Annotated in this window: 9 protein-coding genes; 6 read left to right on the top strand and 3 right to left on the bottom strand. The window is 71.7% G+C overall.

The features are described from left to right. Positions 1-25: 25 nt before the first annotated feature. Together J2853_RS44840 and J2853_RS44835 are read right to left on the bottom strand one after the other, a co-directional pair. Positions 26-1,399, bottom strand: a complete 1,374-nt coding sequence (locus tag J2853_RS44840; RefSeq protein WP_307568023.1) for a GH39 family glycosyl hydrolase — start codon at positions 1,397-1,399, stop codon at positions 26-28. Positions 1,400-1,644: 245 nt separating this feature from the next. Further along, entirely contained in the window at positions 1,645-2,670 is a 1,026-nt protein-coding gene (locus tag J2853_RS44835) for a phosphotransferase family protein (protein ID WP_307568021.1), read from the bottom strand. 215 nt (positions 2,671-2,885) lie between these two features. Between J2853_RS44835 and J2853_RS44830 the strand changes: the two genes are divergently transcribed. Next, a complete protein-coding gene (locus J2853_RS44830) occupies positions 2,886-3,971 on the top strand; it encodes a GNAT family N-acetyltransferase (protein ID WP_307568020.1) in 1,086 nt (361 codons plus the stop codon). Between the two features lie 174 nt (positions 3,972-4,145). On the opposite strand, the gene J2853_RS44825 is transcribed toward J2853_RS44830, so the two are convergent. Then, positions 4,146-5,726 (bottom strand): aminotransferase-like domain-containing protein, encoded by a 1,581-nt coding sequence (locus tag J2853_RS44825; protein ID WP_307568018.1) that lies wholly within the window; start codon positions 5,724-5,726, stop codon positions 4,146-4,148. Between the two features lie 67 nt (positions 5,727-5,793). Here J2853_RS44825 and J2853_RS44820 point away from each other — a divergent pair, with 67 nt between their 5' ends. The 5 genes from J2853_RS44820 (at position 5,794) to J2853_RS44800 (ending at position 13,200) form a co-directional block, all read left to right on the top strand. Beyond that, complete coding sequence (locus J2853_RS44820; RefSeq protein ID WP_307568016.1) at positions 5,794-6,438, top strand: pyridoxamine 5'-phosphate oxidase family protein; 645 nt, start codon at positions 5,794-5,796, stop codon at positions 6,436-6,438. Between the two features lie 85 nt (positions 6,439-6,523). Then, on the top strand, positions 6,524-8,467 hold the full coding sequence (locus J2853_RS44815) for a serine/threonine-protein kinase (RefSeq protein ID WP_307568014.1): 1,944 nt from the start codon (positions 6,524-6,526) through the stop codon (positions 8,465-8,467). Between the two features lie 139 nt (positions 8,468-8,606). Then, a complete protein-coding gene (locus J2853_RS44810; RefSeq protein WP_307568012.1) occupies positions 8,607-10,295 on the top strand; it encodes a serine/threonine-protein kinase in 1,689 nt (562 codons plus the stop codon). 315 nt (positions 10,296-10,610) lie between these two features. Beyond that, entirely contained in the window at positions 10,611-12,002 is a 1,392-nt protein-coding gene (locus tag J2853_RS44805) for a protein kinase family protein (protein ID WP_307568010.1), read from the top strand. 55 nt (positions 12,003-12,057) lie between these two features. Further along, a complete protein-coding gene (locus J2853_RS44800) occupies positions 12,058-13,200 on the top strand; it encodes a DUF2510 domain-containing protein (protein ID WP_307568009.1) in 1,143 nt (380 codons plus the stop codon).

Here is a 13,200-nt window from a genome sequence, read left to right as displayed (position 1 = left end):
CGGGGGCGGGCGGTGGACCGCGGCGCTAGGCGCCGCGGTCGCTCCACTGGATCTCGTACGGCTTCAGGTCGAACACCCTGCCGTCCACGGTCGTGCTCACGGCCGCGTTGGAGGTGTTCACCATCACGAGCTGCCGTTCCTGCGCCAGCACCCGCACCTTGGGATCGGAGGAGGTGACGCTCTCCAGGGTGACCCCCGCGGGGAACCACTTGACGAAGCCGCTCAGCATGCCCGCCATCGGCAGCTCCGTGCCCTGGCTCGGGTGCCACAGGCAGCCCGGGCACGCCTGGCCGGCCTTGCCGGACCTGCGCTGGGGGCTCCAGTAGAGCGAGGTGGTGGCGCCGCTGGTGGCGAACTCCATCATCGCCACCGTCTGCACGGCGATGCGGCGCTCCTCGGTCCAGCCGCTGGCCTGCGGCTCGACGTACCACTCGGCCCACCAGACCGGCAGGTCGCTCTTCTGCCGCAACCAGTTGGTGATCGCGCTGAACTTGCCGAGCGCGGTGAACTCGTCGGGGATCAGCCCGGCGTCCTTGGTGGGCGAGGCGCTGTCGACCACGATGAAGTCGGCGCCCTTCTTGTGCTCAAGCCAGTACTCGACCGCGTCCAGGTCGCGCTGGTCGACGACCCCCCAGGCGCCCTGGATCTCGGAGTTCTTGTCGTTCTTGGAACTCACCATCGACATGTACGGCCCGCCGACCTGGATGTCCTTGTTCACCGCCTTCAGCGCGACATAGATCTTGTTGTAGAGCTCGGTGTAGCCCTCCGCGTCCCAGCGGTTGTTCGCGGGGTTCCAGAAGCCCTTGAACTCGTTCCAGACCATGTAGTGCTTGACGGTCGGATAGCGCTTGGCCACCGTCACCGCCAGGTCGGTGAAGTCGTCGAAGTTCGCGCGCTTGGGCGCGGTCTCCAGCCGTGTCCAGTCGGTGCGTCCCGCGGTGCCGCCCTTCATCCAGTCGGGTGCGCAGCACAGCGTGATCACCGGGACGGCGCTGGAGGCGCCCATGAACTTGATCCGGTCGTCGAGGTCACGGAAGTTGTACTTGCCCGGGGCGGGCTCCGGGTTGCCCACACCCCAGCCCATGATGTGCTGGTTCTGGAGCATGGGCACCCGGCTGAGCAGGTGCGAGGCGGACCGGGAGGCCCGGTCGGCCTCGTTGCCCGCGCTGAACTCGGTGTGGGTGAGCCCCCAGCGCGGCCAGCCCCGCAACGCCGGAGGCGGCTCGATCACCGGCGCCGCCTGGGACGGGGCGGCCGTCATGACCTCTCCCCTGGGTTCGACCGGTGTGGAGGCCAGCGTGAGGATCCCCACGAGGAGCACCACCGTCACAGCCGTCGCCCCCAGCGCGATCGGCCAGACCTGGCGCCGTCGCTGATGCCGTCCGTTAGTCGGTATCACCGGTTCATCGCTCCTCACCGTCAACCCGTTGAAGCGTTCCGTGACCAAGCCATTGCAGCGTTCCACAACCGAGAACCGACCCGCCCGTGACCAGGTCGGCTCACAGCCAAGTGTTACCGGTCACTCTCTCAGCGTAATCGCCGTGACTTTCAGATCACTTGAATCTTCTACCGGGATCCGCGCCGCGACCCTCGGAGGCGTGACGCGCCCCCCGGGCTCCGCGGCGGGAGGCGCCCTGGCGTCCCTCAGCCCTCCAGGATGCGATGGGCCCGCTCGATGAGCGTGGGAACGGACGCGCCGATGTTCTCGAAGCCCTCCCCCACGGTCTTGCCCTGCTTGAACCGGGCGTGGATGCCCTCCACGATCACCGCGAGCTTGTAGTTGCCGAACGCCACGTAGAAGTTCAGATCGGACAGGTCGGCGCCGGAGATCTTGGCGTAGTGGGCGGCGAACTCGCGGGTGTCGAGGAACCCGGGGGCCAGGGTGACGCCGGCGGCGACCGGGATCGAGGCGCGTTCGGAATCGCCGGGGTCCTGCCAGTAGGTCAGGGTGAGGCCCAGGTCGGCGAGCGGGTCACCGAGCGTGGACATCTCCCAGTCGACGACGGCGAGGATGTCGGGATCGGGCGAGAGCCGCACCAGCGTGTTGTCCAGCCGGTAGTCACCGTGGACCAGCGCCGAGGCGGAACGGGTGGGCAGGCGGTCGCGCAGGCGGGCCACCAGCCGGTCGTACTCGGGCAACTCGGCGGTCTTCGACCGTTCCCACTGCTGGCCCCAGCGCTTCAGCTGGCGGGCCATGTAGCCCTCGGGGCGGCCGAAGTCGCCCAGCCCCACCTCCTCGTAGTCGATCGCGTGGATGGCGGCGAGCACCTCGGCCAGCCGCTCGGACAGCCGGCGGATCTGCCCTGCGGGGATTCCGGCGGCGTCCCCCTCGTTCCTCACGGCCGCGCCCTCCACGTGTCCCATGAGATAGAACGGCGCGCCGATCACGTCCTCGTCACCGCAGAAGGCCACCGGTTCGGGCACGGGGACCGGAGTCGGCGCGAGGGCCGAGATCACCCGCCACTCGCGTCTCATGTCGTGGGCGGTCGGCAGCACGTGCCCCAGCGGCGGGCGGCGCAGCACCAGGCGGCGCTCCCGGGCCTCGACGACGTAGGTGAGATTGGACCTGCCACCGGCGATCAGGGAGATCCCGGTGGGCTCCCCGGCATCGGGTGCGTTGGCGGCCATCCATCCGACCAGACGGTTCCAGTCGATCCCAGGGGTGCTCATAGCCCTCAATTAGAACGCCACTCGGGTCGATGCCGCTAGTCGGAACGCCCCGGCCGAGGGGACGAGGACCTGATCGAGACCCCCGAAACGGGGCGGTCCCGAGAGCCGTCGAACACTCTCAGCTCTTTTATCGCTACATTACGTGCCGACCAGCATGCTGGGTTCAACGCACACAGGATGTCGTAGGGGAACCCCCCATACCCCGGTAGGAGCTCATGCGCATCTCAATCGTTCGTCCCCGTGACCTCGGAACTTCCGACCTCGACCAGTGGAGGACCCTTCAAGGGGCCGATCCCGCCTTCGACAGCCCGTTCCTGTCGCCGGAGTTCACCCTCACCGTGGGTGCCCTGCAGGACCGCGTCCGCGTCGCGGTGCTGCACGACGGGCCCGACGTGGTGGGATTCCTCCCCTTCGAACGGCACCCGATGGGCATCGGCATGCCGGTGGCGGCGGGGCTGACCGACGCGCAGGGACTGGTCCACGCCAAGGACCTGGAGATCGATCCGTATCAACTGATCAAGGCCTGCGATCTGGCCGTGTTCGAGTTCGACCACCTGATCCCGGGGCAGCCGCTGCTCCAGTCCGGGCATGCCCGGTATCCGTCGCCGATCATCGATCTCCGGGACGGCTACGCGTCGTACATCGAGACGATCAAGCTGAAATCCGGCAAGACCTACCGCTCGACGGCCTACAAGACCCGCAAACTCCAGCGTGACGCGGGATCGATCCACCACGACTACGCCACCACCGATCTCGCGCCGCTGCACACGCTGCTCGGCTGGAAGACCGATCAGTACCGGCGCACCGGCCGCACCGACAGGTTCGCCAGGCCCTGGATCGTGGAACTGGTCGAGCGGCTGCTCGCCACCGACACCGAGCACTTCGGCGGGGTCCTGGACATGCTCTACGTCGACGGCAGGCCGGTGGCCGGCCACTTCGGCGTGCGCACCGGCACCACGCTCGCGGGCTGGTTCCCCGCCTATGACACCTCCTACGCGAAGTACTCCCCCGGCCTGATCCACCACCTGGCCATGGCCGAGAAGGCGGCCGAGGCGGGCATCCAGATCATCGACATGGGCCGTGGCGAGAAGGAGTACAAGGAGAAGCTCAAGAACGGCGAGTACGAGGTGGCGGAGGGCCGGATCGCCCGGCCGACCGCCGGAGCGGGGGTGCACTGGATGCTCCGGGTGCCGGCCCGCAAGGCGCGGGGAACGATCCTGTCCAACCCGGCCCTGAGGAGCACCGCGGACCGCGTGCTGAAGACCTTCGGCCGCCTGCGCACCTCCATCCAGGAGCCATGAGCCGAGACTGAGCCCGGACCGCTCACCGGGCCGCGGCCCGATCCCTCTCCCCGCCCCGACGGCGGGCCATCCGGCCGCTCTCCACGGCCGTGGCCGATCCCTCTCCCCGTCGGCGCGCCGTCCGGCCGCTCTCCACGGCCGTGGCCCGATCCCTCCCCACGCCCCGCCGCCGCGTCAACCGATCAGTTGGGCGATCACCGAGACTCCCCGCCTGACCTCGGCGAGCGAGGCGGAGCCGTACCCGATCACCAGGCCGTGCCTGACCGGCGGGCCGTGGTGGTGGCGCGTCGTCCCGTCGAGCAGCACGCCCCGGTCCCGGGCGGCCTCGACCAGGGGCTCGACCGTGTGCGCGGGCAACTCCACCATGACGTGCAGCCCCGCGGTGTCGCCCATGATCCGGGAGCCGAGGATGTCCACGACCGCGGCGCGGCGCCGCGCGTACTCCAGCCGCATCCGGCGCAGGTGCCGGTCCAGGTCCCCCTTCTCCAGGAGCACGGCCACCGCCTGCTGGACCGGGCCGCTGGTGCGGTCGGCCAGGTCGTACCGGGTCTGGGCGACGGCGGCGAGAAGGAGCGGCGCGGCGACCAGCCAGCCGACGCCGACGTCGGGCGACAGGGACTTGGAGAGGGTGCCGAGCAGGATCACCCGTTCGGGGTCGAGACCGTGGAGGGCGGGCAACGGGGCGACGTCGTAACGGAACTCGGCGTCGTAGTCGTCCTCCACGACGAGGGCGCCCGTACGGCGGGCCCAGGCGAGGAGGCGTTCCCTGCGCGGGACGGGGAGGCGCCCGCCGAGGGGGTACTGGTGCGCGGGAGTGGTGTAGAGGACGCGCAGGTCGCCGGGGAGCCCGTCCACGATGACACCGTCCTCGTCGACCGGGCAGGGCACGATCTCGGCGCCCCTCGCGGCGAAGACGTTCCTGGCGACGCGGTAGCCGGGCTCCTCGACGCCCGCCCGATCACCGGGACGCAGGACCGTGGCCGCCATGAGGTCGAGCCCGCTGCCGGTACCTCTGGTGATCATGATGTTCTCCGGCCCGACGGGGATCGCCCTGGTCCTGCGGAGGTGCTCGGCCAGGGCCTCGCGGAGCCTGGGGAGGCCGTAGGGGTCGGGGCTGACGCCCGGCGGCAGGTCGGCCGCCCTGCGCCACGCCCTGCGCCACGCCGCCTGGTCGTAGTCGCGGACCCACGGCTGCCCGGGGCGCAGGTCGATCATGGACTCGCCGGATCGGGGACGGGTGGTCCCGGCGGGCGACGCGGGCGCGCCGCCGTACCCGGAGGCGAGGCCGTACCCGGAGGCGAGGCCGTACCCCGGTCCGCGCCCGTCACCGGCTCCGGGGACGGGACCGGCTCCAAGGTCGCGCCCGTCGCCGGCTCCAGGGGCGGCGGCGAAGCCGGGGCCGGGCGCGCCGGCGTCCCCGCGGCCGGGCTCGGGAGCGTCTCCGTATCGCAGGCCGTACCCGGGCTCGGAGCCGGCGGCGGGCGGGACGTGGACGACCATCTCGGCCACGTAGGTGCCGGAACCGTGACGGCCGTCGAGCCAGCCTTCGGCGTAGAGCTGCTGGTAGGCCTCGGTGACGACGGTGCGGCTGACGGCGAGCTGCCGGGCGAGGGCCCGGGTGGAGGGCAGGCGCTCCCCGGACTTGAGGGTGCCGTCGCGCATGGCGGTGCGGAGCCGGTCGCCGAGCTGGACCACGAGAGCCGTGGCGGCCCCGCGGTCCACCGAGATGGGCAGGTCGACGGAGCGTCGCGGCAAAGTGGTCTCCCGGAAGCGGCAATGAGTGGATGTGTTCCCGATATCCACTTCTCCTTAGGTTAGGGCCATGCTCTCTACGACTCCCCGCACCACCCTCGGCCGTTCGAAGCACCGGGGGCTCACCGACCGCGAGGACCTGTACGCGGTGCTGGACGCCGGGCTGGTCTGCCACCTGGGCGTCGTGGTCGGCGGGGCCCCGATGGTCGTCCCCACCGGCTACGGCCGGATCGGCGACACCCTCTACCTGCACGGCTCCACCGGCTCCACCTCCCTGCGGGGCACCGGCGACGTCTGCGTCACGGTGACCCATCTGGACGGTGTCGTACTGGCCCGCTCGGTCTTCCACCACTCGCTGAACTACCGCTCCGCCATGATCTACGGCCATCTCCGCCCGGTGGAGGAGGACGAGGAGCGGCTGGCGGGTCTGCGCGCGATCACCGAGCAGCTCGCCCCCGGTCAGTGGGACGCCGCGCGCAAGCCGACCAGGAAGGAACTCGCCGCGACCTCGGTCCTCGCCCTCTCCCTGGCCGAGGCGTCGGTGAAGGTACGGCAGGGCCCGCCGCTCGACGACGAGGAGGACTACGCGCTGCCGGTCTGGGCCGGGGTCCTGCCGCTCCACTCGGCCTGGGGCGTCCCCGAGGCCGACCCGGCGATGACCCTGGATCTGGACGTCCCCGAACACGTCTCGTCCCGAACCATACCCATTAGGTAAGGCCCCTCCGGCAAACCGGTCCCAGAGGGCACACGTCTTCCTAGGGACGTCCCTCGCCCGGGACCCGGAAGCTGGAGTGCGGCAGATGACGGCCATCGAATGGAATCTCCCCGGATACACCGAGCTGCGCGAGCTCGGCGCGGGCGGCGGTGGCCGGGTGGTGCTCGCCCGGCATGACGACTCGGGCGCCCAGGTCGCCATCAAATACCTGGCCGAGCAGCTCAGGGACGACCCGGACTTCCTCGCCCGCTTCCGCGCCGAGGCCAGGCTCCTGGTCGAGCTGGCGGACGACAACGTGGTGCAGCTCTACGAATACGTCGAGGTGGCCGGGGGCGCCGCGATCGTCATGGAGGCCGTCGACGCCGTCTCCCTGCGGGAGCTGCTCCGCGAACACGGCTCGACCGGCCCCGAGGCGGCCCTGGTCGTGCTCAAGGGCTCGCTCACGGGGCTGGCGGCCGCCCACCACGCCGGGCTGGTGCACCGGGACTACAAACCGGAGAACGTCCTCGTCCAGGCCGACGGCAACAGCAAGCTGGTCGACTTCGGCATCGCCGTACACGCCGGAGAGACCGACCGGCCCGCGGGCACCCCTCCCTACATGGCACCCGAGCAGTGGACGGGCGGTCCCGCGTCCTTCGCCACGGACGTCTACGCGGCGACCATCGTCTTCTTCGAGTGCCTGACCGGGCACCGGCCGTACCGGGCGACCGAGCGGGCCGTGCTGATGTACCAGCACCAGAACGCGTCGATCCCGGTGGAGGAGGTTCCCGACGCGGTCAGGACACTGGTCACCAGAGGCCTGGCGAAGGATCCGGCGGACCGCCCGTCCACCGCCGCCGGGTTCGTGACCGAACTGGAGACCGCGGCCGTCGCGGGGTACGGCGAGGACTGGGAGGAACGCGGGCGCCGCAAACTGGCCGCGCTGGTGGCGCTGCTCCCCCTGCTGTTCCGGCTCAACGAGCCCGGCCCGGCGGCCGGGACCACGTTGTTCCGGACGGTGCTCGGCAGGCTGCGCACGAAGAGCGTGGGAGTCGCGGTGGGGGCGGGGCTGGTGGTGATCGCGGGCGGCGTCGGCATGTACGCGCTGGCCGGCGAGCGGTCACCGGAGACCCAGAGGATCGATATCGCCGCCGCCGAACCCCCGCAGGCCCCGTCTCCCGGGGTGCCGGGCCAGGATCCCCCTTCCTCGCCGCCGGCCCCCACGGGCTCCGCCTCCGCGGTTTCCTCCGCGTCCCCGCCGGGATCACCCCCGGGGCCCTCCGAGCCCCCTTCCGCCGAGCCGTCGGTCTCCCAGCCCGTCCCGCCGTCCTCCTCGGCCTCGCCGTCCGGGTCCCCCTCCTCCTCGACCGCCTCCCCGTCGCCGCGGCCCCCGTCCGAGACCCTCACCCCGTCCCCCTCCGGCTCCCCCGAACCCCCTCCCACCCCCGGCCCGCCGAAGCCCGAGGTGCGCCGGGTGGACGTCTCGCGGGCGGGCCTCAACGCGCGAGGCGCGGGGGTGGTCTCGGTCATCGTGGACACCTCGAACACCCGGCAGGTGCGCCTGCGGGTGGTCTTCCGCGCCGGCCAGACGGTACGGCAGGCCGTCGTGCCGCTGTCCGGGCGAACCAGCTACACGCCGACGGTCAGGTTCGCCTTCCCGAGGGTGGCCTGCGGGACGGCGTGGAGCGTGGTGGCGACCGGCGACCCGGCGGGAGCCTCGGGCAGCGCGAACGGCAGGACTCCGCCGTGTCCCGAACCGACCGCGAAGCCCACGGCCACCCGCACGGTCAAGCCGGCCCCCGGCCCCACGGCCACCCGCACGGTGAAACCGGAACCGAGACCCACGGCCACCCGCACGATCAGGCCGAGGCCCACGGTCAGACCCGAACCGAGACCCACGGTCAGGCCGAGGCCGACCCCCACGGTGGCCCACACGGTGCGGGTGAAGCCGAAGACGACGATCGTCCGTACGATCTCGCCGATCCCCGCCCCGAGCGCGCCGCCGTCATCGAAGGACACCGCCCAGGCGCCCCCGAAACGGGTCACGTGATCGCGGTGTCACGGGATGGTCACTGATCGCTCTCACTCTGTGACACTGTTTTGCGGTTGGTACCGGAAAAACGATCGTGGATCGCTAAGCTACGGTTCGTCTGTTATGGGTGGGGGCCCAGGCAACTGAGGAGACCGTTATGCACGGTACGGCGTCAGGATGGCGAGTCCCCGGATACACCGAGATCCGCGAGTTGGGCGCAGGTGCCGGCGGCTCCGTCGTGATGGCGCGGCACGACGACGACGGCGTCATGGTGGCGATCAAGTATCTGTCCGACGAGCTCCGGAACGACGTCGGTTTCGTGGCGCGTTTCCGGCGCGAGGCACGGGTGCTCCACGCTCTGGACAGCCCCCACTCCGTCCGGCTGTACGACTACATCGAAACCGGCGAGGGCGCGGCCATCGTCATGGAGCTGGTGGACGGGGTCGTCCTGCGCGCGCTCCTGCGCTCCGAGGGGCCGACCGGCCCGGAGGCCGCGCTGGTCGTGCTCAAGGGCTCCCTGCTGGGGCTGGCCACCGCGCACGCGGCCGGCGTCGTGCACCGCGACTTCAAGCCGGAGAACGTGATGGTCGACGCCGGCGGGACGAGCAAGCTCGTCGACTTCGGCATCGCGGTCCGTTCCGGCGACGACGACGCCCCGGCCGGCACGCCGCCTTACATGGCGCCCGAGCAGTGGAGCGGAGGCCCCGCCGGGCCCTCCACCGACGTCTACGCCGCCACCGTCGTGTTCTTCGAGTGCCTGACCGGCACCCGGCCCTTCCGCGCCACGAACACCGCAGCGCTGGCCCGGCAGCACCAGGTCGCGCCACCGCCCGTCGAGGAGGTGCCGCCGCCCCTGCGGGGGCTGGTGGAGCGGGGCCTGGCCAAGGATCCGGCCGACCGTCCGCCGTCCGCCGCCGCCTTCCTCACCGAGCTGGAGGCCGTCGCCGCCGACGCCTACGGACCGGAGTGGCAGGAGCGCGGCCGTCGGCGCCTGGCGGGGATCGCCCTGCTCCTGGCCTCGCTGTTCCCGCAGGGCGCACCGGCCCCCGGGAGCGCCAGCACCTCTCTGGCCCAGACGGATCTCGGCGAGGGCGGGGGCCGGGGCTGGAACCGTAGCCGGAACCGAAACCGGGGGCGGAGCCAGAACGGGGGAACGTCCCTGGCCGGCAAGCTGGGGGTCAAGGTCCTCGTCGGCCTCGGGTGTGTCGCGACGATCAGCGGCATGACCGCGGTGCTGGTCAACGCCGGCAGCACGACCGACCTCCGGACGAGGGGCACGGCCACCACGCAGGAGCCGAGCCCCTCGGAGCCGGCGGAGACGATCGTCCCGGCCGAGGACGCCGGTGAGCCCACCGAGGAGCCCACAGAGGAGCCGACCGGGGAGACACCCGAGCCGGCGGCCACCGCGAGCACCCCCGCGCCCACCCCTCCTCCCGCGCCCCCCACCGGCGATCCCCTCCCGAAGCCCGAGCCGTCGGTGAAACCCACCAGGAGGCCGCCGGTCGAACCGACCGCCGTACCGACGAGGAAGCCCCGCACGACGCCTTCGCCGACCCCCTCCGCCGGCAGCTCCACCATCGGCGTTCCGGACTTCCCCACGCCCGCCCGGCCGTCGGCTCGGCCGCCGCGGACCACTCCCACCCCGCCACCGACGACACCGCCGCCACCGCCGCCGTCCCCGACGGGAAGACCTTCCACACCGCCCTCCAACCCGCCGCCCGTCGATCCGTCCGTTCCCACGCCCCCGGTCGAGGAGAACCCTCCCGGCAAGGAGGACCCGCCGAGACTGACCGTCTCTCTCACCGTCGGGACGACCCCCGTACTCCGGTTGTCGATCGGGAGATGAGGGCCGTGTGGAGCGCTCTCCGGGGAGCCGGCCACGTCTTCGGTGAAACTCCTTGAAGTAAGGCGAACACCCGTGACAATGTCTGTTCTGGTCGAACGGGCGTGCGACAACCACGCCGCCGGGTGCGGCTGTGTTTCATCGTTTCATCGGTCCGACGAGGTCACCGGATCGACGGTGGCGGCGCGGGGAGCCCTGCCGCCGGGCAGGCTCGTGAAGCGCGAACCCCCGCGCCCGATGCGATGGGAGTCCTCTCCGGCGTTCACGTCGGAGAGAAGGCGAACCAGAGGTGGCGGTAATGGCTGAACGAGCACGACGATGAACACCGGCGGGGCGAACATCGCCGGATACCGGCTGGCCGGACACACCTGGGTCGACGATCTGGGCACCTGGTCGTCCGCCGTCTCGGCCGACGGACGGCCCGGGACCGCGCTCAGGTTCGATCCACAGCTGATCACCGATCGCGCGACGCGTGACCGCCTGGTCTCGGCCGTGATCGCGGACCGCAGGCTGGCCCAGAGCGGCATGACCGGGCTGGTTCCGATCGCCGACCTGATCACGGCCCAGGACGAGATCTGGCTGCTCACCGCCGCACCGGTCAGCCCGACCGTGGCCGATCTGCTGTCCGACGTGCCCGGAATCCCACGGCCCGACGCGGGCAGCGCGGCCACCGTCCTCGTGGAGGTCGCCCAGACGCTGCTGGCCGTACACGCCTCCGGGCTGTCCCACGGGGCGCTGCATCCCGGCACCGTGGTGATCGCCCCTGACGGGTCGGCGCTGCTCGCCGAGCGGGGACTGGCCGACGCGCTGCTCGGGCGTCCCCCCGCTCCGGAGCGGGACGTGGCGGCCTGGGCCTCGCTCGCGCGGGGCCTGGCCGCCGGCTGGGCCCCGCACGACCCCCGATCGGCCGGACTGCTCGACCGAGCGGCGGCGACGGCCTCCGACCTCGGCCTCGCCCCGGCCCGCGACGTCCTGCTCGCCGGGCGTGATCTGCTGCCACCGGGGTTCGTCACCCGCGACAGGCTGGTGGAGATCATGCGGCGGCGGGCGGAACGCGACATGCCCACCCAGGTCAGGCGCCCGGCGCGGACGCCGGTCACACCGGACCAGGGAGAGATCGTCACGCTGCTGGGGGCCCCGAGGCCCGGCGAGCGCCCTACCGAAGACGTGGTCATGCGGTTCGGGCCGGGGGTGCCGGCGGACACCACGGCCGCCCAGATCTGGCGGGCCGGCCGTGACCAGCAGTGGACCGAGGCGCCCGCGGCCGGGTCCCGGGCCGGCCGGGTCCCGGCCAGGCAGCGGCGGGGCCGGACGATCCTCGCCTCGGTGATCCTCGCGCTGATGGTGCTGGGCGGGCTGGCGCTCTGGCTGTTCCGCGGCTCGTCGGCCCCCCTGGAGGTGGCCGGGGTGGACGTCGTCGCCCCCAAGAAGACACAGGGGTGCGACACGACCGTCAAGATCGTGGGCGTGCTCTCGACCAACGGCTCGGCCGGGGAGGTTCGCTATCAGTGGAAGCGAAGCGACCGCAAGGCCCCGATCACGCAGACCGACCAGGTCATGGCCGGGAAGACCTCACACGAGGTGAGCCTGGAGTGGACGGTCAAGGGCGAGGGAAGTTTCAAGGGAACCGCCACCCTGCAGGTGCTCTCCCCGCTCCCCCAGGGCAGGAAGCTCCAGGACAAGGCGACATTTACCTACAAATGTTCATGAGTGACACGCAAGGGCAATAATGCACTGCTAAGCGGTTCTTACTACTCTGGCGGCCATGACCACGCAGACCCCACCCGGCTGGTACCCCGACCCCTACGGCTCGCCACAGTTGCGGTGGTGGGACGGAAGTCAGTGGACCGACGCCACGCACCCCACGGACGCCCCCACCGGGCAGCCCGCGCCCCAGGCGCCGCAGACCGGGCCCTCGCCCCAGCCGACAGGACTCCACCCCAGCCCCGCCGGGCCTCCCGTGCCCGGCGGACCTCCGCCCGAGTCCCGGGAGACCACGGGGCCGCAGTGGAACCGGCCGGCCGTGCCGACGCAGGAGGGGGGCATGGACCGGCCGCACTGGGGCGCGCCCGGCGGCAACACGATGCAGATGCCCGCCCCCTCGTTCGGGTACCCGTCGGGCCCGCCGCCGCGGAAGCAGAGCCCGCTGCCGTGGATCCTGGGCGGCGGCGGAGCGGTGGCCCTGATCGTCGTCATCGTGGTCGCCGCGATGTTCCTGATCAACCCCGGCAGCGAGACCGGCGCGAGCGCTCCCGTCCCGCTGCCCTCGGCGCAGGAGCCGAGCTTCGAGCCGACGCCGGAGACGGCGCCGGAGACGACGCTCCCGCCGTCCGTCCCGGATCCCTCGGACAGCGCTCCCCCGCTGCCCCAGCCGAGGGACGGACGCGTGCAGGACCCCGTAACCGGCCTGTCCTACGAGTTTCCCGACTCACCGTGGCAGGTGCCCGCGAGCGTCGCCCCCGATCCGCTGGGGTTGCGGTGGAACACCGCGGCCGTCGCGGTATCCCATGCCGACTACGACGGCGAGGGCTCCAACTGGCTGGGCAACATCTTCACCGGTGAGCTTCCCCGGGGGTTGCCCTACAGCGGCGTCGACAGCATGCGCACGATCGCGGCGACGCTGCTGCAGACCGTCGAGCCCGTCTACTACAGCCCCGAGCACCTACGGAAGATCACCCAGGACAAGGCCATCAAGGTGAGCGGCAAGGACGCCTGGGTGCTCATGTTCGACCTGGACTTCTCCAAGGAGGCCGAGGCCAACGGCTGGAAGTGGAAGAAGGAGCGAGGCGCCTTCGTGATCGTGGACCGGGGAACGGCCAACCCTCCGGCCCTGGTCTACGTGTCCGTGCCGGACAATCTCGACGCGTCGGTGACCGACCGAGTGGTCAAGTCGCTCAAGCTCTCCTGA

This window comes from Streptosporangium lutulentum, assembly GCF_030811455.1.
GTDB classification, from domain to species: domain Bacteria; phylum Actinomycetota; class Actinomycetes; order Streptosporangiales; family Streptosporangiaceae; genus Streptosporangium; species Streptosporangium lutulentum.
Note: the sequence above shows the minus strand (reverse complement) of the source record. Positions and strands in the feature narration are given on the sequence as shown.

Bases quoted from the DNA above. Each gene is read 5' to 3' on its own strand.
- J2853_RS44835 (WP_307568021.1), bottom strand. From the start codon at position 2,670: ATGAGCACCCCTGGGATCGACTGGAACCGTCTGGTCGGATGGATGGCC.
- J2853_RS44830 (WP_307568020.1), top strand. From the start codon at position 2,886: ATGCGCATCTCAATCGTTCGTCCCCGTGACCTCGGAACTTCCGACCTC.
- J2853_RS44820 (WP_307568016.1), top strand. From the start codon at position 5,794: ATGCTCTCTACGACTCCCCGCACCACCCTCGGCCGTTCGAAGCACCGG.
- J2853_RS44815 (WP_307568014.1), top strand. From the start codon at position 6,524: ATGACGGCCATCGAATGGAATCTCCCCGGATACACCGAGCTGCGCGAG.
- J2853_RS44810 (WP_307568012.1), top strand. From the start codon at position 8,607: ATGCACGGTACGGCGTCAGGATGGCGAGTCCCCGGATACACCGAGATC.
- J2853_RS44805 (WP_307568010.1), top strand. From the start codon at position 10,611: ATGAACACCGGCGGGGCGAACATCGCCGGATACCGGCTGGCCGGACAC.
- J2853_RS44800 (WP_307568009.1), top strand. From the start codon at position 12,058: ATGACCACGCAGACCCCACCCGGCTGGTACCCCGACCCCTACGGCTCG.